Below are 19,435 nucleotides of genomic sequence, written 5' to 3' on the forward strand. Positions count from 1 at the left end.
TACCACTAGCGCGGGTAGCCGGTTCGGGTTTTCGGCGCCGCCGGAGGATCACGGTGAGCGATTCCCCAGGAAGAGTTATTGACCTTTGCCCACCGTTTCTCGAATGCTCGATTCTCTTATCCATCGGAGACCAGATCCATGAAAGCTCTTGCCTCGCCGTTTGTCGCGGCCCTCGTCATGGGTTTGTTGGCCTCTCCGGCGATTGCGCAGAACACCGGCGCAGAAAACCAGCTTGATGCGGTTATCAAGAACGGCAAGCTGCGCGTCTGTACGACCGGCGACTACAAGCCCTTCACCTTTCATGACAAGCCCGCGAACAACTACCAGGGCATCGATATCGATCTCGCAAAATCTCTGGCAAGTTCACTAGGGGTCGAGGCGGACTTCGTGGCGACTACCTGGAAAAAATTGCTTGCCGATTTTACGACCGGCAAGTGCGACATCGCGATGGGCGGTATTTCGGTGACCCTGGAACGCCAGAAGCAGGTGTTCTTCAGCGAGCCCTATCTCGTCAACGGCAAGGCACCGATTGCGCGCTGCGAGGACGAGGCGAAATTCCAATCGATTGCCGACATCAACAAGCCGGATGTGACTGTGATTGTTAATCCCGGCGGGACCAACGAGAAATTCGTGCGTGAAAAACTCGGTGACGCTAAAATTGAGATCTACCCGGACAACGTCACGATCTTCCGCCAAATCCTTGACGGCAAAGCCGATATCATGATCGCCGAATCGGTCGAAACCGAGTTGCAGGAGAAACTTCACCCCGGCCTTTGCGCGATCAACCCCGAGAAGCCGCTCCAATATGGCGAAATGGGTTATATGCTTCCTGAGGGTGCCGTTGTCTTCAAGGCCTATGTCGACCAATGGTTGCATCTTGCCAAGGCGACGGGTGAGTTCGATCGCATCTACGCCTCACACGTCAAGTAGCGCGCGAGACGGATCCAATGGCAGCGCCGTGGACCGCGCTTCTCAGCGACTGCGGTCAGGCCCGTCACAGTGATCACACTCTGACCCCCAGGCGATCGAGGTCCGCCGCGAGCGTCTTTGCGTCAGTGAACAGCACCGACTGCCAGCCGGCCGCCTTGGCGCCGTCGACATTCTTCTGGCTGTCGTCGATGAACAGCGTGGCCGCGGGCTCGAGGCCGAAAGCAGTCGCGTGATGGTCGTAAATGCCGCGATCCGGCTTGATCATGCCGATCTCGCCCGAAATGGTCACACCGCGCGGACGGTTGAGAAAATCGAAACGCTGCCGGGCTTCGGCAAGCGTGTCGGCGGCAAAATTGGTCAGCATGGTGACGTCGTGGCCGCTCTCGATCAGCTTGTCCATGAGTTGGACGCTGTCATCGTAAGCGTGCGGAACCATCTCGTGCCAGAGGCGGCGGAAGTTGCGGATGTTTTCGGCGTGGTCCGGGTATTCGGCGATCAGCAACGCCTCGGCCTCTTCCCAGGTGCGGCCGCGGTCCTGCTCAATGTTCCAGTCATGCGTGCAGACATTGTCGAAGAACCACTTTCTCTCCTCGGCATCCGGAATGATACGGCTGAACGGCAGGTTCGGATCGTAGTGGATCAGCACTCTGCCGATGTCGAAAACGATGTGGCGGATTTCGGTCATTCTTGTCCTCGTTCAACGCAGTTCAATGGGGGGCGATGTGGGCGATTCAATGTGCGCGCTGCTTCTTCGTCGCGCCCGGTATCGCTGCTTCGATTACCTTTTTCATGACGGTGGGCAGTGCTTCGCCGGAAATTTCGTCGGCCAGCGACCAGAAATGACCCGCTGGGGCGGCGCCATCGGTCATCGTTTTGAAGATTTCGAGTTCGAGCGCGAAATGGGTGAAGACATGGCCAATCTTCCCGGCTGGCCGCCAGTTGCCGGGGAAGGGCGCCGCCGCCGCTGTGGTGCCGCCGTCGATCCGCGCGGTCCAGCCGGTCGTCGGCACTTCGGTCATGCCGCCGAGCAGGCCCTTATCCCCACGTTTGCGCAAAAGGATGGCGCCATCGCCGCGTACGGCAACGAAAGCAGCCCCGCGCCGCAATGGTTTCTCACCCTTCGGCAGGCGGACAGGGAAGCGTTCGGCATCGCCGGAAATAATGGCGCTGCAATCCTCGCGCAGCGGGCAGAGCCCGCAGCGCGGCCGCCGCGGCGTGCAGATCGTCGCGCCGAGATCCATCATCGCCTGGGCGAAATCGCCGGGTCTGGTCGCTGGAACCATGCGCTCGACATAGGTGCGTATGTCGCTCTTGGCCTCGCTCAGCGGCGTGACGATCGAAAACAGCCGGGAAACCACCCGCTCGACATTGCCGTCGACGACCGCGGCGGGCTGGTCGAAGGCGATCGCGGCGATCGCCGCCGCCGTGTAGGCGCCGATGCCGGGCAGCTCTCTCAAGCCAGCTTGCGTATCCGGAAACCTGCCGCCTTGCCGCGCGACGAGATTGGCGCAGGCCTTGAGATTGCGCGCGCGGGAATAATAGCCGAGTCCGGCCCAGGCCTTCATGACATCTTCGGTCGGTGAAGCGGCCAACGCCTCGATATCGGGCCATTTCTCGACAAAGGCCCGGAAATAGGATTTTACCGCTTCGACCGTGGTCTGCTGCAGCATGACTTCGGAAAGCCAGACCCGGTAGGGATCGGGCCGTATGCCGCGTGCCAACTCGCGCGGCGCAATGCGCCACGGCAAGTCGCGATGATGCGCGTCGTACCAGGCGAGCAGGCGGGACGCGATCTCGCCGCTGTCGCCGGATGCGGTCTTGCGGGTCTGGTCGTGCAGTGCCATTGATCGAGGACTGGCCTAACCTATGCATGGTGAAGGTCGTGACTGGAGAACGCACATGGCAGGGAAAAGGCCCTTCGGCAATCCCGTTCCGGTGAGTGATCTCGCAACCCAGATCCTCGATCCGGTGCTGCGCAAGCGGGCCGGCATGTCGATCGGGCTCGTCCAGTCGTGGGAGGAGATTGCCGGGCCGCGGCTTGCCAGCCGTTCGCGCCCTGAAAAGATCCAGTGGCCGCGCCGAATGCATGAAGATGATCCGTTCGAGCCGGCGGTGCTGGTCATCGCCTGCGAAGGCATGGCGGCGCTCCATCTGCAGCACGAGACCGGCGAGATCATCAACCGGGTCAACGCCTTCCTCGGCTTCAACGCTATCGGCCGGATCAGAATCGTGCAAAAGCCGGTCACGGTTGACAAAGGGCGGCTTAAACCAAGCATCCGGCCGCTGACCGCGGCCGAGAAGGTGAAGCTGTCAGGCACTGTCGGAATGATCGAGGATGATGGGCTGCGCGCCTCGCTGGAGCGGCTTGGCGCCACCATTCTCGGTCAAAAGAAAACATAATCTCGCGCTTTCGTGATCGCGTAGCCAAGTTTTGGCGATTGGAATGGGGACGGCGATGCCTTAATTCGCGCCAACTCTCGCCTTTTCTAGCCTTTGCATTGCAAAATCCAACCATTGTCAGGTGATTCGTATGCCCCGTCTTTTGTCCCGCAGAAACCTCCTGTCGTCACTGGCCGCCATTCCGGCGGTGGCTCTGCTCGCCGCCTGCAGCGACTCGGGCGAGAAAGCCGTGGCGGAGGATGTGAAGCCTGCGGCCCCCGCCGATGCGATGAAGCCGGCCGATCCGGCAAAGCCGGCCGCTCCGGCCGCGGCCAAGGCGCCTGAGGCCCAGGGCACGGTGGACATGGCTGCCTTGCTGAAGCCCGGCGCACTGCCCGACATGCAGCTCGGCAAGGACGACGCGAAGGTCGCCATCGTCGAATATGCCTCGATGACCTGCCCGCACTGCGCGCATTTCCATGAAACCACCCTCCCGGCGCTGAAGACGAAATACATCGATACCGGCAAGGCCCGCCTTATCCTGCGCGAGTTCCCCTTCGATCCCAGCGCCGAGGCCGGTTTCATGCTGGCGCGCTGCTCCAAGGACAATTATTTCCCAATGGTGGACGTTCTGTTCAAGCAGCAGGCGAACTGGGCAGGTGTCGCCAATACCAAGGACGCCCTGCTGCAAATCTCCAAGATGGCCGGTTTTACACAGGAGTCGTTCGAGGCCTGCTTGACGGACCAGAAACTTCTGGACGATGTGAGGTCGGTCCAGAAGCGCGGCGCCGATGAATTCAAGGTCGACTCGACGCCGACCTTCTTTATCAACGGGAAGACCTACAAGGGGGCGCTGTCGATTGAGGAAATCTCGGCCATTATCGACCCTCTGCTTTGACGTTTCGGCAGCGCCGAAGCGGCTGCGCTTCGGCGTGCGCGACTTTTTGTTGCGCCGCGGGTTCTGTTGGCAACACCGCGGAACACTTTTGCAGAACCCGCCTATGGGGCGGCGCGAATGAAGTTCTCGCGCCTTCGCCTGCTCGGTTTCAAGTCGTTCGTCGAACCCGGCGAGTTCGTCATCGAACGCGGCCTGACCGGCATCGTCGGGCCGAACGGCTGCGGCAAGTCGAACCTTGTCGAGGCACTGCGCTGGGTGATGGGCGAAAGCTCGTACAAGAACATGCGCGCGTCCGGCATGGACGACGTCATCTTTTCCGGTTCCGGAACGCGTCCGGCCCGCAACACCGCCGAAGTCACGCTTTTCCTCGACAACAGCGACCGTAGCGCGCCCTCGGCCTTCAACGACGCGGACGAGTTGCAGGTTTCGCGCCGCATCGAGCGCGAGGCGGGTTCGCTCTACCGCATCAACGGCAAGGAAGCCCGCGCCAAGGACGTGCAGCTGCTTTTCGCCGATCAGTCGACCGGCGCTCGCTCGCCCTCGATGGTCGGACAAGGCCGCATCGGCGAGCTGATCCAGGCAAAGCCGCAGGCTCGCCGCGCGCTGCTGGAAGAGGCGGCCGGCATTTCGGGCCTGCACACACGTCGCCACGAGGCCGAACTGCGTCTGAAAGCGGCCGAACAGAATCTGGAACGGCTGGACGACGTCGTCGGCGAGCTGGAAAGCCAGATCGAAAGCCTGAAGCGCCAGGCCCGCCAGGCCTCGCGCTTCAAGAACCTGTCGGCCGACATCCGCAAGGCTGAAGCGACGCTGCTGCATCTGCGCTGGACGCTGGCCAAGACGCAGGAAGGCGAGGCGCGCTCGGCGCTGGCGATCGCCACGGCACTGGTGGGCGACCGCGCCGCTGCCCAGATGGCTGCCGCCAGGGAGCAAGGGATCGGCGCCCATCGGTTGCCGGAGCTGCGCGATGCTGAAGCCGCCGCCGCCGCCGCCTTCCAGCGCCTGTCGATCGCCAAGACGCAGATCGATGAAGAAGCGGGCCGCATCCGCGCCCGCCAACTGGAGCTCGACCGCCGGCTCCAGCAGCTCGACGGCGACATCGTCCGCGAGGAGCGGATGGTCCGCGACAATGCGGATATTCTTGAGCGTCTCGCCGCCGAAGAAGCTGCGCTCAACACCGAGAACGCCGGCGCCGCCGACCGCGAGGCCAGCACCCGCGCGGCGGTCGAACAGGCTGCGTCGACGCTTGCCGCCAGTGAAGCCAAACTCGCCGGGCTGACCGCCGAACGGGCGGAGGCCGCCGCTTCCCGCAACCAGATTGAACGAATGCTGCGCGACACCGCGGAGCGCCGCGACCGTTTCGCCCGCCAGCTCGCCGATGTCGACCGGGAATTGTCCGATATCGCCTCCAGGGTCGCCGGCCTGGCCGATCCCGCCGAGAAGCAACTTCTGGTTGAACAGGCGCTGGCGCTGCTCGAGGAAACCGAAGCCGCGGCGATTGCCGCCGAACAGGCTGTCGCCGAGGCGCGCGCGGCGGAGAGCGCCGCCCGCCCGCCGGTTCAGGATGCAAAGGCCGAGCTGGCGCGAATCGAAACCGAGGCCCGCACGCTGGCCAAGATCGTGAATGCCGCGAGCGGCGACCTCTTCCCGTCCGTACTGGAGCAGATCAGCGTCGAGCGCGGCTACGAGACCGCGCTGGGCGCCGCCCTTGGCGAAGATCTCGACGTGCCGCTCGACCGCAGCGCGCCGGTGCATTGGGGCCAAAGCGAGGTCCAGCCCGGCGACGCCGCTCTGCCCGAAGGCATCAAGAGCCTTGCCAGCGTCGTCCGCGCGCCGGCGCAACTCGCCCGCCGATTGGCGCAGATAGGCATCGTCGACACTGCTGAGGGAAGACGGTTGCAGGCGCAGCTTGCTCCCGGGCAGCGGCTGGTCAGCCGCGAAGGGGCGCTCTGGCGTTGGGACGGATTCACCGCCAGCGCCGACGCGCCGACCGCCGCCGCGCAGCGACTGGCGCAGAAAAACCGGCTGTCCGAGCTCGACGCCGAGGCGGTCCACGCGAACCGCATCCTGCGCCAGGCCGAAGAGGCCCTTGCCCATGCCGAGCAGGCGCTTGCCCAGGCGAGCGAGGCCGAGCGCAACGCCCGTCAGGCCGGGCGTGATGCCCAGCATGGGCTGGACGCCGCCCGCAACGCGCTGGCCGAGGCCGAGAAGGCCGGCGGCGAGCTGTCGAGCCGGCGCGCCGCACTTGACGAGGCGCGCGCGCGCATCGTCGACAGCCATGAAGAGACGGCCGCGGCTTTCGTCGAGGCCGAGATGCTGCTGCAAAGCGCTCCCGATCTCGGTGATCTGCAGGTGCAGCTCGATCAGTCGGCCGCCAACGTCGCTCGCGACCGCGCCACCCTTGCCGATGCCCGCGCCGTCCATGAAGGCTTGAGGCGGGAGGCGGAAGCGCGCACGCGCCGACTCGACGCCATCGGCGCGGAGCGCGGCAACTGGCTGGAGCGCGCCGAAAACGCCTCGACGCAGATCGCCGCACTCGGCGAACGCAAGGCCGAGGCCGAAGCCGAACGCGAAAGGCTGGCCGACGCACCCGACGAGATCGACGCCAAGCGGCGCGCCTTGCTGTCGCAGCTTGCCGAGGCCGAAAGCCTGCGCCAGGCCGCCGGCGACCGGTTGCAGGAAGCGGAAAACAAGCAGTCCGAACTGGACAAGGCCGCGACATCAGCGATCCAGTCGCTGGCCGAGGCGCGCGAAACCCGCGTCCGCGCCGAAGAGCGGCTGACCGCTGCCGATGAAAGACGGCTCGAGGTCGAGGCGCGCATCCAGGAAACGCTGAACACGCCGCCGCATCTGGTCATCCGCCACACCGGCCTGGAGGCCGACAGCCCGATGCCGGAGATGACTGAGATCGAGCGTCAGCTCGACCGGCTGAAGATCGAGCGCGAGCGGCTCGGCGCCGTCAATCTGCGCGCCGAGGAAGAGCAGAAGGAGCTGTCCGACCGGCTGGAGACCATCGTTTCAGAACGCGAGGACATCATCGAGGCCATCCGCAAGCTGCGGCAGGCGATCCAGAGCCTGAACCGCGAAGGCCGCGAACGGCTGCTGGCTGCCTTCGACGTGGTCAATGGCCATTTCCAGCGGCTGTTTTCGCATCTGTTCGGCGGCGGCACGGCGGAGCTGCAACTGATCGAGTCCGACGATCCGCTCGAGGCCGGTCTCGAAATCCTCGCGCGGCCACCCGGCAAGAAGCCGCAGACGATGACGCTGCTTTCCGGCGGCGAGCAGGCGCTGACGGCGATGTCGCTGATTTTTGCCGTGTTCCTGACCAATCCCGCGCCGATCTGCGTCCTCGACGAAGTCGACGCACCGCTCGACGATCACAATGTCGAGCGTTTCTGCAATCTGATGGACGAAATGGCGGCCACCACCGAGACGCGCTTCGTCATCATCACGCACAACCCGATCACCATGGCCCGCATGAACCGGCTGTTCGGGGTGACCATGGCCGAGCAGGGCGTCAGCCAACTCGTGTCGGTGGACCTGCAGGCGGCCGAGGCCCTGCGCGAGGCGAGCTGACGCGTCGACGCTTGTCGGTAGCGCCTATTGGGGCTTTCGGCTAAAACACGAATTGGACTGGGTCGGTTCCGTTCATTCTGATGAGCGTTTTGATGTTGCCATGATCCTCTCCGAAATCGATCTCGATTTCGCGATCATGTGCCAGCATATGCGTGGAGAACCTTGTTGCCTGTACTTGTCACCGGAGCCGCAGGATTCATCGGCAGCCATGTTTGCCATCATCTCCTGAGCAGGGGGGAAGCGGTCGTCGGCGTCGACAACATGAACGACTATTACGACCTGGCGCTCAAAAAGGGGCGCCTCGCCCGCTTGCAGCCTTACAAGGATTTTTCATTTCACCAGATCGACATCGCCGAACAGGGCGCTCTTGCCGACGCTTTGGCCGGGCAAGGCATAGTCAGGATCGTCCATCTCGCCGCTCAGGCGGGTGTGCGCTATTCACTCGACAATCCGAGGCTCTATGTCCGTTCCAATGTCGTCGGCCATCTCGAAGTGCTCGAATTCTGTCGCGCGCAGCCCGCATTCGAGCATCTGGTCTATGCCTCGTCGAGCTCGGTCTATGGCGGCAACCGCAAGGTGCCGTTCAGCGAGACCGATCAGGTCGACAAGCCCGTCTCGCTCTACGCCGCCACCAAGAAGTCCGATGAACTGATGAGCCACACCTACGCACATCTCTTCGGGGTGCCGCAGACCGGCTTGCGATTTTTCACCGTCTACGGTCCCTGGGGCCGGCCCGACATGGCCTATTGGATATTCACCAAGGCAATGCTCGAAGGCAAGCCGATCCGGGTGTTCAACAATGGCGAGATGTGGCGCGATTTCACTTATGTCGAGGATGTGGTGAGAGCTGTCGTTGCCGTGCTCGACAAGCCGCCATCGGCTGAAGTTCCGCCGAGCAGGCTCTACAATGTCGGCAACAACCGGCCGGTGCGGCTCGGCGATTTCATCGACACTCTGGAAAAACTGCTCGGCGTAAAAGCGATCCGCCACAGTGAGCCGATGCAAAGCAGCGATGTCGAGCGGACCTATGCCGACATGACTGCGCTGGAGCGCGATTTCGGCTTCAGGCCGAGCGTTTCGACAGAAGACGGGCTGAAAAAATTCGTCGACTGGTACCGGTCGGAATGGGCTGGATCAACGACAAGGTGACTGCGGCCTGCGGGTCGTCGCGGTACGCGCCTTTCTTCCTACGACCCCAAGGGCCTCGATTCGTCACGGCCATCACTGTCATCCTTTAATAGAAATGGTTGGTTCCTGAAATTCCACTCACCTGAAAGACAGTGACGGTGGTTCTGGGACATCGACTTCGGCATCGGTGAAGAGATTCGGAAACAGCCGTTCCCTGAAATCGAGAGGAAAAGCGATCCGGACCGGTGCCTTCGGAGTATCAGATTTCAGGAAACCGCGGTCGACGAGTTCCGACAACGTGTTCCGTGCCGTGCGCTCGGATGTCTTCAGCACCAAATTGGCTTCGCCACGCGGCAGCCTGCCGTGCCGCAATACCGCCGCCACCAGATCAGGCGCCCGTTTGTCGTCAACGATATCCTTCACCAAGGCGCGATAGCGGGCCTCAAGCCGTCTGAGGTCGAACATGGTGATCGAGAACCGCACCTGGTCGAGCGCGACTGTCAGGAACCATTCGACGAAATCCTTGAGTGCTGATTCCGAAAGATTTCCTCGGCCGTCGCGGTCGCCCTGTCTGGGACTGTCTGCGTAATCCATCATGCGCTTGTATTCGCCGCGATCTTTCAGCCCACGAGCGAGTCCACGAGATATCGACCATAGGCCATTGCCGCCGATTCCGGCCTTGAGCGCCATAGCGTGAGACATCAGGCGACTGACGCGGCCGTTGCCGTCTGGAAAAGGGTGGATATAGTTGAGGCGGTGATGAGCTGACGCAATCGCGATGATGCGCAGGCTGGCCTGCTTTTCGGTCATCGCGTACCGTTTCTCGAAGTGCTCCATAAAGGCCAACACCCTGTCAGACGATGGCGGCTGATGGCGGCCAACAACAACATCATGCTCTGGAGACGACCGGAACTCGCCAGGCACGATCTCGGCCCTGGTGCCGTCGGGTTTGTCGACGAACCGGAATTCCTCCGGCATCTCGTCGTAGAAGACGCGATGAACCCGCCGGATGAAATCGATCGAAGTCGGGCTCGGCAACTCCCCACGCAAACCGAGGCCATCAATCATCCTCTGAACTTCGACATGCGCCTTGGCCTCCAAGGCGAGAGATCGGCGTTCAGGGTCAATCTCGGCTCCGGCCAATGCACTCTCGATGTCCCGAGGTCGGGTTTTGTGACCTTCGATCAAATTCGAATAATAAGAATTCATGACGCGCACGAGATCGGCCAGTTCGGCAGCCGATTCCGGATGCAGGGCTCGTCCGAGTTCATCGGCCGCCTTTTGCGTCTCGATCGCGAGATCGGCCAGGACGGTCGGTACCGCGTCGTCAAAAAACAGCGGCTCAATGCGGGTAGGTGTTTCAAGCATTCTTGCCGATCTCAATTGTCTCTCAATCACCTGCAATGTAAGGCATTTTAGGCCATAAGTCAGCATAATTGCCGATATCGGTTGCCGATCTCAGGCCGGCGATCAAGCCGCGAACCCGAAATGTCCCAAGTGGGCGGCCGGGCAGGGCGCGACTGGCTCCTGGAAATCATAAGTTGCCGAGCGGCGCCAGACGGTCGCGCCATCGCAGACGAACCGCTTGCCCGGGCGAGTTGTCCGCGTGTCTTCGTCGACGGTTCTCGATTGATTCCTCCAGCCGTTTGCGGCGAACCGGTCGTCGCCTCCATTCGAAGCCCCGCAGCTTCGAGCAGCCGGATGGGCTCTGCAGGTCAGCCCTTCCGTAACCAAGCCCAAGGGCGCGAAGCGATTGATTCGATTCACGCGTGTCTCAATGGCTTGTCATCGCCTCAGCCCGGCCATGAAGGTCTTTACTCGGGCAGGGTCGACCTGGTTCCACCAGACGCCGTCATGCTTCAGCGCACTGGCGATGATGATCCCATCGACGATGCCAAGGATATCGTTGGCATTGTCGGGCGTCACGCCGCTGCCGACCAGCGTCGGCAGGCCGGCGGCCTCTTTGATCATGCTGATATAGCTCAGATCCGCAGCGTGCCCGGTGCGTTGACCGGTCGCAATGATGGCGTCGGCGTCGAAGAAGACCAGATCCTTGACCAGTTCCTCCACCGGGCGGTCGGCAACGATCGCGTGCGCGCCGTGCTTGACATGAGCATCGGCGAAGACGCGGATGCCGTTGGCGCGCAGCCTGGCGCGGTAGCGTGCTGCGCGACCGGACTCCCCCTCGACAAAACCCTCATTGGCGACATAGGCATTCGCCCATTGATTGACGCGGATAAAGCCCGCGCCGGAGGCGCTGGCGATCGCAAGGGCAGGGATCGCGGCGTTAGCGAGCACATTGATGCCGATCGGCTTGCCGAACTCGCGGCGGATACGGTCGGAAATAACCGCCATATAGGCCGCTGTCTCCGGTCCGATATCGTCAGGTTTGGCAAACGGGATGTCGCCATGGTTCTCGACGATCACGCCGTCGCATCCGCCATCGAGATAGGATCTCGCATCGTCCAGACCGCGCTGATAGATCGCCTCGACCGCCTCGCCGTCATAGCGCGGCGCGCCGGGAAGCGGCGACAGGTGAACGACGCCGATCACCACCTTGGTGCGGCCGAAAAGGTCTACGAGCGCGTCGCCGCCTGATTGACCGAGTTGGGTCATGAGAGCTCCGTTTGATCGATGAGCACCGCCATTTCAGACGCGGAAGGACAGGATATCAATGTGCCCGGGCGAGTCACCGCAATTGCGGCAGCCGCGAGCGCGAACTTCAGCGCTGGGGCAACCGACATTCCCTTGGCAAACCCGCCGGCCAGACAGCCGCAAAAGACATCGCCGGCGCCGCTGGTGTCGAGCGCCTCGACACGTGGCGCCGGCAACCGAAGCGATCCTCCCTGGTCCGGGTCAAGCACGAGACAACCTTCCGCGCCAAGTGTGATCACGACGGTCCCGGCGCCTTTGGCCGCCAGCACGTCGGCTGCGGCTGCCATGTCACGCTGGCCGGTCAGTGCTTTCGCCTCGGATTGATTCACCACCAACACCTGCGCCAGGCCGAAGTCAGGCAGAGCCGCCGCATCGATAGGGCTGGCGTTCAGGACGGTGCGTGCGCCATTTTCCTGTGCTGCCCGCAGGCAGGCATCTATCGCGGCGCCTCGCAGGTTTCCTTGGCAGACAACGATGTCGCCAAACGCGATTCGGCCCGCAAGTGCGGTTTGTGCGATCGGATCGAACGCCTCGCTGCAGGCGACGCCGCTGACGATGAAGTTCTCGCCGCCGGCCCCAATGACGATGGTCGAGCGGTCGCTTGGCAGGTCGAATTCAATCGCCTCGAGGTCAGACAACTCCCTGTCGAGGCGGCTCCTGATCCATGCGCCTGCGCGGTCCTTGCCGAGCGCCGTCCAAAACGTTATCGCAGCACCCGTGCGCGCGGCCGCAACAGCCTGGTTTGCTCCCTTGCCGCCGAGGCCGTCGGCGTAGCTGCTGGCGTTCAAAGTCTCGCCGGCGGCAGGGAAGCGGCCGACGCGAAAAATTGTGTCGACGCAAGCATTGCCGACGACATGGACATGCATCGCTCAGTTCTCACCGGTCGCCCAGCCCAGCATCTGCTCGAACAGGGTTTTGTAGCCATTCCAGGCGATGAACTCCGGTGGCAGCCAATGCGGCCCGACATCGGATGTCCAGGCCACAGTGCGGCCCTTGCCATAGTGACCGGTGACGAGCAGCGGCAGCGAGCCATAATCCGACGACACGGTTGCCAGGACTTCCGCCCCGTCTTTCAGCGTCACCTCGTTGAAGCCGAGCAGGACTGGCCAATCGGAACCGAGACCCCTTAGGATCGGATGGTCCGAGGAGCCTTTCGGGACAGGCGAAAACCCTTCCGGCACCTCGACGCGGTCGTCGAAGGCGAGGCAGTTGACCGGCAGCACCTCCTCGACCGGCGTCTTGCGGTAGCGCGCGCCGCCATTGATGCCCTGGAAGCTATAGTAGCCGCCGAACATCAAAAGCCCGCCGCCGTCGCGCACATAATCGCGCAGCAGCCGCAGGCGGTTCGGCGTCGGCTTGGAGTGAACCCAGGTGTCGGGATGCAGAAGCAGCGTGTTGGCGCCGATGTCGGAGAGCACCACCGCGTCATAGGCCGAAAGCGCCTCCATTGTTTGCGGAAAGCTGCGCTGTGCCTCATGCGCCGGCATGAAGGTCACGTCGAAGTCGGTCGCTTTCAGCGCCGTCAGCAATTCGTCCGCCCCGGTGTGGTAGGTGACCGTCGGAAACTGGTCGAAGCCTTTGATATGGGTGGCGGTCGACACCCAGGATTCACCGGCAAGCAGGATCTTTTTCTTGGACATTTGAACTCCGTCGTAAGTCTCAGCCGTAAGTCTGGGCTTAATTCTGCCGCGAGAACACGGCTTTCGGATTGGCGATAAGCATGCAGTCGATGGCTGGCTGCTCGACGCCATGCCGTTTCAGGCGCGGTATGAAATGCTTGAGGATGTAGCCGTAGCCGAAACCGCCGAAGCGGGTCAGCATGATCTTGAGGAACACATCCTGCGACAAGAGCAGGCGATCGCCGAAGCCGGCCTCGACAAGTGTGGCGATTGCCCGCGCGTTCTCTTCGTCGGAGGGCGATTGCGCGTCCTGATCGGCATAATAATAGTCCATGCCGATCATGTCGTATTCCAGGAACGCGCCGCGCCGGGCGAGGCTTGTCTGATAGTCGAGATCGTTGTGGCTGGGGTTCATGTGGCAGAGCACAGTGTGGCGAAGATCGGCGCCCTCGGCCTCCACGACATCGAGCACATCGTGCGCCAGCCGCTCCCAGCCGGGCAGGTGGATCGACAGCGGCACGCCGGTGATGCGCGAGGCCCGCGCCGAAGCTCGCAACGACTTTCGTTCCTCCGAAGTAAAATCCTTGCTGACGCCGATCTCGCCGATCAGGCCGGCCAGGATCGGCGGCTGCGTCTCGCCGCCGCCGACGTCGTTGACGATGAACTCGGTCACCGCGTCGACATCCATCGCCTTCAGCCATTCGGGATGGGTGTGCTCCAGATAGAAGCCGGTGCCCATGACGATCTTCAGGCCGGACATGCGGCTGATGCGGGCGAGCTTTTCCGGCTCGCGGCCGATGCCGATATTGGTCGCGTCGACGACGGTGTGGCCGCCCAGCGCGCGATAGCGTTGCAGCTCAGACAGCGCCAGGTCACTGTCCTCGAGCGAAACATTGTCGCGGTTGACGTAAGGGTTCATGCGCAATTCGCCGATGATCTCGATGTTCACCGGCTGCTCGGCGAGCGCCATGTCCTCGGGATGACAGGGACATTTCCAGCTGCGCGCACCGTCGAGCAAGATGTGCTCGTGCATCAGCGTGACGCCCATTTCTTTGACCGGAACGGGGCCGAGCACGGTCATCACATGACCGGTTTCGACTCCGATCGCCAGCCGCTGCCTGGGAGCCGCGTCATCGAAAAGATCACTCATGGGCTCAACGGCTCCGCACGGCGCCGGGGAACAGGCGGAAGTTGAGCCAGATGGCGATCAGGATGATTGTTCCGGTCACGATCGGCGTCAGGAATGGCGACAGATGCGCCAGGATAAGACCGTTGCCGATGACGGCCACGGTAAGCGCACCGAGCACGGTGCCGACGATCGTTCCGCGGCCGCCGAACAGGCTGGTGCCGCCAAGCACGACGGCAGCGATGACTTCGAGCTCAAATCCTTGTCCGGCATTCGACGATCCGGATCCGAGCCGGGCAGCAATGATGATCCCCGCAAGAGCTGCCGCGGCGGCGGAAATCACGTAAACGAAAAGCGTCGTCAGCCGCGTGTTCACGCCGGCGCGCCTGACCGCTTCGGCGTTGGCGCCGATGCCGGTCACGTAGCGGCCGAACGGCGTCTCGTTGAAGGCGATATAGGCGATCGCCAGGATCGCCAGCGCGATCAACGCCGGCGCCGGCACGCCAAGCAACCAGGCGCGGCCCAGCACCGTGAAAGGGCTGCCCGGCTCGATGGGGATCGAGTAGCCGCCGGTGATCAGCAGCGCCACGCCGCGGATCACCGAAAGTCCGGCAAGCGTGACGATGAAGGCCGGGATGCCCTCATAAGCGACGAAATAGCCCTGCACCGCGCCAAGCAAGGCGCCCAGCGCAAGCATGGCGGGGATGACCAGCGGCCATGGCAAACCCAGTTGCAGCAGCGTCGCCGACAGCGTTGCCACCAGTGCCAGCACGGAGCCAACCGAAAGGTCGATGCCGCCGGTGGTGATGACGAAGGTCATCGCCGCGGCGACGATCAGCAGCGGTGCCGACTGCCGCAGGATGTTTAGCAGGTTGGGCGACGTCAGAAAGGCGTCCGTCGCCACCGAGAAGATGACGCTAACGATAAGAAAGAACAGCGCGATCGACACGACACTGCCGTTGGCGAGCACCGCATCTCGCCACGTGGATTCGCGGACCCTTCGAGACTGCGCGGAGCGGGTCGAAGTCGCTTCGCTCATGCTGGCGCTCCATCGCGATAGGCGTTGGTGGCCGAACGAGCGTTGAACTTGCGACCCACGATCAGGTTGACGACATCCTCGATATTGGTTTCGCCGATCAGTCGCTCGGCGACGTTGCGTCCTTCGTACATGACCTGAATGCGGTCGCATACGAGGAACAGATCCTGAAGCCGGTGGGTGATCAGGATGACACTGACGCCGCGGGCGCTGACGGTGCGGATCAGGTCCAGCACAGCCTCGACCTCGGCGACGGCGAGCGCCGCCGTCGGCTCATCCATAATCAGCACGGACGGCTCGAACGAGGCGGCGCGGCCGATCGCGATCGACTGTCGCTGTCCGCCGGACAGGTTTTCGACCTTGAGCCGCGTGTCGGCGATAATGATGCCGAGACGGTCGAGCATCTGGCGCGTTTGCTCATGCATGCGCTTCTTGTCGAGAAAGGAAATGCCGGCGATGCGGCGGCGCGGTTCGCGGCCGAGAAAGAGATTGCCGGCGACGTCGACCGTGTCGCAGAGCGACAGATCCTGATAGACCATCTCGACGCGCGCCGCACGCGCGTCCGCCGGCGAGTTGAAGGTCACCGGCGTTCCATCGATCTCGATCGTGCCGGCATCGGGAACCACGGCTCCCGACAGCACCTTGCTCAACGTCGACTTCCCGGCGCCATTGTCGCCGACCAACCCGAGGACCTCGCCCGGCCTCAGCACCAGCGACACGTCGTCGAGCGTCTGAATGGCATTGTAGCGCTTTGAGATGCCGCTCATCCGCACCCGATAGGTCTCGCCACTGCTCATCTTTGGATCCCACGGGATTGCAAAGCGTCCGCGGCGTAGCCCTTCGCGGCGCCGCGGACGGGTCATCGATGCAGTCTACTGGAACATCGCGCGGTATTGTTCGACATTGTCCTTGGTCACGATCGTCACCGGAATATTGATGATCGGCTCGACCGTTTCGCCCTTCTTGAGCTTGACCAATGCTTCGACAGCGGCCTTGCCTTCGCCGGCCGGGTCCTGCTGGACGACTGCCACCACCCAACCATCGTCAATGCCCTGAACGACCTGCTTGGTCAGGTCCCAGCCGAACACCTTGACGTCGCCGGTGCGGCCTTGGCTGGTTACGGCCGAAACAGCGCCGAGCAACGCCGGCTCGCCGGTCGCATAGAGCGTCGTCATGTCCGGATTGGCGGTCATCAAATTTTCCGAAGCGCTCATTGCGGTCTCCTGGACATTCTGGCCGTCGACCGTGTCGAGGAAGGTGATCGCCAGGCCGCTGTCGGTGACCGCCTTCTTGAAGCCGTCGAGCCGCTGGTTCTGTATGAACGAATTGAGCGCGCCGACAATGCCGATCTTGGCAGTGCCGCCCATCTCCGACTTCACATAATCGGCATAGAATTTGCCGATATCCTCGCCGGCCTTGGCGTTGTCGACACCAATGAACGCAACGTTGTCGCCGTCGGGAATCTGCGCGTCGATGGCGATCACCGGGATGCCGGCCGCCTTCGCGGCGGTGATAGCAGGCTTGACGCCGTTGACGTCGATGGCGACCAGAATGATGCCGTCGACTTTTTGTGTGATGTAGTTCTCGATCGCGTCATTTTGCGCGCTCGGCACGTTGTTGGCATTGAANATGACCAGCTTGGCGCCTGCGGCGTCGGCCGCTTTCTGCGCGCCCTCGTTGATCTGGTTGAAGAACAGGGCCTGCTGGTTGATGTTGACGAGAGCGAACGTATCGGCGAACGCCGATCCCATCGCTGTCGAGCAAATGGCGATGACGGCGGCACAACGGAAGAGAAGTTTGAACGGACGCATTTATGGTTCCCCTTGCTTGCGGGCCAAACCTGTTCGGCTGGACCATTGGTGCTACAGGCGCGAGGCAAACATTCAAGAGACTTGAATACTTGTCAACGGATTTGATCCCTGAGCGCCCGTCAGAAGGTCGCCGGCGTGTTGACCCAGAAAATGCTGGCTCTCTCCTTGCCGATGTTGCGGTAATGGTGCGGTAGCTCCGACCTGAACACGAACGCATCTCCGGTGGCGAGATCATGGCTCTTGCCATCGACGATCAGCTTGATCCGGCCGGCGAGCACATAGCCGACTTCTTCGCCGGCATGCTGGATGGGACCTTCGCTCTCGCCGTCTGCCTCGATATGATGGATGTTGCACTGCAACAGGTGTCCGGGCGAGTATGGAATGATGCGTTCGAGCGAGATGCCCTCGCCGCGCCTCAGCGCGTCGAGCGAGATCAATGGTCGCGCGCCTGCGCGGAACACGATCGCCTCGTCGTCGTCGACCTGTTCGAACATCCAGCCGATATTGGTCTCCAGAGCTTCGACCAGGCGGTGAAGCATGGGCAGGGATGGCGAAGCCTTGCCGTTCTCGATCTTGGACAAAAGGCTTTCAGAGCAGTGCGCAGCTGTCGCCAGCGTCTTCAGCGTCATGCCCCGCGTCTGGCGGGCGAGGCGCAACCGCGTTCCAAGCCGCGCGGCATTTACGGTGGCCTCCGTTTCGGACTCCGGCCGTCGCCGATCGATTTTGTTCATCCGTTCGCCAACCATTCAACAGTCATGGGACAACTGTCGCGCGAGCAAAAGACAGCCGCGACCGATTTGCAAGTGGTGATCTGTCAATTTCGACCTGGCCGGTTTTTTTGATAGCACGGATAAAGCAACCCAGCGTCAAACACGCCGTCCACAGCGACATCGGCCGTCCCTCGATCGAACCCGGCGCCAACTGGAACAAAAAGCGTTCCTGCGTTGTTCTCCAACCGTCCCCGATGTTCTAAGGGGCTGGTTCATACGCCGGCCAAGGGCAATCCTCGCGGCAGGCGCTTGGCGGGCACTCAATGCAGGTAAGGGGTGCAAGGGCGTTTTGCGCGGACGAAATTCGCGCGATTCGAATTCTCGTGATCTGAACTTGACGAGGCAACAGACGGTAGCGTAGCTGTTCGCTGGAATAACGTCCTGGCCGAAGTGTGATCGACGATGTGCCGCTTTGAGGCGATGGGCAGCGTATTACGTCTCACGAGCGCCGGAAACAACCTGCCTTGAATGACGGACGGGAAAGCATGCAAGCCTGTGACGCGAAAGCGTTGTCGCGCTCGTCAAGCTGAGCATTGATGGCGGCTGTTGTGGGCGTATCCGAGATATCGACGGGAGAGCGAGATCGTTGTGACCAAGAACGTGCCGCCTCACGCAGTTGTTGCCGGAAAACCACGGGGATTGATCCAGCATATGGTTTCTCTCGATGCCTGAAGCGGCCATGACTTGGGAAGACGCCGTCCGCTGGTGCATGAGCGAGCCTTCGATGAAAGAGCTCGCCCGCGCCGCCTATTTCGACGATCCGGTCGTGGCCGCGCAGCGCTATCATGAAAGCGCAGAGTTCGATGCGGTTCGCAGCATGATCCCGCGCAAGGTCGGCCGTGCTCTCGACCTTGGCGCCGGCAATGGCATCCTCTCCTATGCCCTGGCGCGCGAGGGCTGGTCGGTAACCGCCGTCGAGCCCGATCCCAGCGCCCTTGTCGGTGCCGCCGCAATCCGGACGCTTGCCGACAAAACAGGCACGCGCATCGATGTGATCGAAGCGTTCGGCGAGGCTATCCCGTTGACCGCCGCCGGCTATGACCTGGTCGTCGCCAGGCAAGTGCTGCATCACGCGCATGATCTTCCGGCGTTCTGCGGTGAGGTTGCGCGCCTCTCTCGCGAGGGCGCGACGTTCCTGTCATTGCGCGACCATGTGATATCCGGGCCGCAACAGCTGGAACCGTTTCTGCGCTCTCATCCGCTGCATCACCTCTACGGCGGGGAGAACGCTTTCACGCTGGCGGCCTACCGCGCTGCGTTGCAGGGGGCGGGGCTTACGATCGATCGCGAAATGAACTCTTTCCAATCGGTTGTGAACTATGATCCGATGACGGCCTCCGAAATTCGCGAAAGGCTCGCGGCAGTCTTCGGCCCAGTGTCGGGGCTGGTCCGCACGGCCCTGTCCCCACTGCCTTTCGGTGCCGTTGCCCGAGCAGCGGCATTGCTGGACCGCCGGCCTGGGCGCCTGGTCTCTTTCCTTTGCTACAAGCAAGGGAAGGGCTGATCT

General features: G+C 62.6%; 17 protein-coding genes. 6 read left to right on the plus strand and 11 right to left on the minus strand.

All coding sequences use genetic code 11. From position 1 onward, the window contains the following. The first annotated feature begins 138 nt into the window (after nucleotides 1-138). Nucleotides 139-930, plus strand: coding sequence for a transporter substrate-binding domain-containing protein (locus M727_RS0108880; RefSeq protein WP_027152384.1), 792 nt, complete (start codon nucleotides 139-141; stop codon nucleotides 928-930). A 73-nt stretch (nucleotides 931-1,003) separates the two neighbouring features. Here the strand turns inward: M727_RS0108880 and M727_RS0108885 are convergent, their stop codons facing one another. After that, entirely contained in the window at nucleotides 1,004-1,615 is a 612-nt protein-coding gene (locus M727_RS0108885) for an HAD family phosphatase (RefSeq protein WP_027152385.1), read from the minus strand. Between the two features lie 46 nt (nucleotides 1,616-1,661). Then, on the minus strand, nucleotides 1,662-2,774 hold the full coding sequence (mutY, locus tag M727_RS0108890; RefSeq protein WP_027152386.1) for an A/G-specific adenine glycosylase: 1,113 nt from the start codon (nucleotides 2,772-2,774) through the stop codon (nucleotides 1,662-1,664). Between the two features lie 55 nt (nucleotides 2,775-2,829). Here mutY and M727_RS0108895 point away from each other — a divergent pair, with 55 nt between their 5' ends. The 4 genes from M727_RS0108895 to M727_RS0108915 all read left to right on the plus strand — a co-directional run bounded on the left by M727_RS0108895 (nucleotide 2,830) and on the right by M727_RS0108915 (nucleotide 8,932). Then, on the plus strand, nucleotides 2,830-3,330 hold the full coding sequence (locus tag M727_RS0108895; RefSeq protein WP_023802726.1) for a DUF721 domain-containing protein: 501 nt from the start codon (nucleotides 2,830-2,832) through the stop codon (nucleotides 3,328-3,330). A 130-nt stretch (nucleotides 3,331-3,460) separates the two neighbouring features. Continuing rightward, nucleotides 3,461-4,207, plus strand: a complete 747-nt coding sequence (locus M727_RS0108900; RefSeq protein ID WP_091595939.1) for a DsbA family protein — start codon at nucleotides 3,461-3,463, stop codon at nucleotides 4,205-4,207. Nucleotides 4,208-4,324: 117 nt separating this feature from the next. Then, a complete protein-coding gene (gene smc, locus M727_RS0108905) occupies nucleotides 4,325-7,783 on the plus strand; it encodes a chromosome segregation protein SMC (RefSeq protein ID WP_027152388.1) in 3,459 nt (1,152 codons plus the stop codon). Nucleotides 7,784-7,948: 165 nt separating this feature from the next. Next, entirely contained in the window at nucleotides 7,949-8,932 is a 984-nt protein-coding gene (locus M727_RS0108915) for an NAD-dependent epimerase/dehydratase family protein (protein WP_027152389.1), read from the plus strand. A gap of 117 nt (nucleotides 8,933-9,049) precedes the next feature. Here M727_RS0108915 and M727_RS0108920 read toward each other — a convergent pair whose 3' ends face one another. From M727_RS0108920 to M727_RS0108960, 9 genes are all read right to left on the minus strand, one after another. Then, complete coding sequence (locus tag M727_RS0108920) at nucleotides 9,050-10,279, minus strand: Fic family protein (RefSeq protein WP_027152390.1); 1,230 nt, start codon at nucleotides 10,277-10,279, stop codon at nucleotides 9,050-9,052. Nucleotides 10,280-10,696: 417 nt separating this feature from the next. Continuing rightward, complete coding sequence (locus M727_RS0108925; RefSeq protein WP_027152391.1) at nucleotides 10,697-11,527, minus strand: BtpA/SgcQ family protein; 831 nt, start codon at nucleotides 11,525-11,527, stop codon at nucleotides 10,697-10,699. After that, the gene (locus M727_RS0108930; RefSeq protein WP_027152392.1) at nucleotides 11,524-12,432 is read right to left on the minus strand and encodes a PfkB family carbohydrate kinase; all 909 of its coding nucleotides are present in this window, start codon (nucleotides 12,430-12,432) and stop codon (nucleotides 11,524-11,526) included. Before M727_RS0108930 ends, M727_RS0108925 begins: the two co-directional genes overlap by 4 nt. Nucleotides 12,433-12,435: 3 nt before the next feature. Further along, nucleotides 12,436-13,206: a glutamine amidotransferase gene (locus tag M727_RS0108935; RefSeq protein ID WP_027152393.1), complete on the minus strand. Its 771-nt coding sequence runs from the start codon at nucleotides 13,204-13,206 to the stop codon at nucleotides 12,436-12,438. A 37-nt stretch (nucleotides 13,207-13,243) separates the two neighbouring features. After that, complete coding sequence (locus M727_RS0108940) at nucleotides 13,244-14,335, minus strand: phosphotriesterase (protein ID WP_036261853.1); 1,092 nt, start codon at nucleotides 14,333-14,335, stop codon at nucleotides 13,244-13,246. A 4-nt stretch (nucleotides 14,336-14,339) separates the two neighbouring features. Beyond that, entirely contained in the window at nucleotides 14,340-15,350 is a 1,011-nt protein-coding gene (locus M727_RS0108945; protein ID WP_027152395.1) for an ABC transporter permease, read from the minus strand. After that, nucleotides 15,347-16,144 carry an ATP-binding cassette domain-containing protein gene (locus M727_RS0108950; RefSeq protein ID WP_027152396.1) on the minus strand — a complete coding sequence of 266 codons (798 nt, stop codon included), beginning with the start codon at nucleotides 16,142-16,144 and terminating at the stop codon, nucleotides 15,347-15,349. The genes M727_RS0108945 and M727_RS0108950 overlap by 4 nt, the downstream gene beginning before the upstream one ends. Nucleotides 16,145-16,219: 75 nt before the next feature. Beyond that, nucleotides 16,220-17,158: a substrate-binding domain-containing protein gene (locus M727_RS0108955; protein ID WP_027152397.1), complete on the minus strand. Its 939-nt coding sequence runs from the start codon at nucleotides 17,156-17,158 to the stop codon at nucleotides 16,220-16,222. A gap of 119 nt (nucleotides 17,159-17,277) precedes the next feature. Then, nucleotides 17,278-17,889: a cupin domain-containing protein gene (locus M727_RS0108960; protein ID WP_027152398.1), complete on the minus strand. Its 612-nt coding sequence runs from the start codon at nucleotides 17,887-17,889 to the stop codon at nucleotides 17,278-17,280. A gap of 763 nt (nucleotides 17,890-18,652) precedes the next feature. On the opposite strand from M727_RS0108960, the gene M727_RS0108965 reads away from it, so the two are divergent. Beyond that, nucleotides 18,653-19,432 carry a class I SAM-dependent methyltransferase gene (locus M727_RS0108965; RefSeq protein ID WP_245268510.1) on the plus strand — a complete coding sequence of 260 codons (780 nt, stop codon included), beginning with the start codon at nucleotides 18,653-18,655 and terminating at the stop codon, nucleotides 19,430-19,432. Nucleotides 19,433-19,435: the final 3 nt, after the last annotated feature.

This window comes from Mesorhizobium sp. WSM2561 (assembly GCF_000513915.1).
Classification (GTDB): Bacteria; Pseudomonadota; Alphaproteobacteria; order Rhizobiales; family Rhizobiaceae; genus Mesorhizobium; species Mesorhizobium muleiense.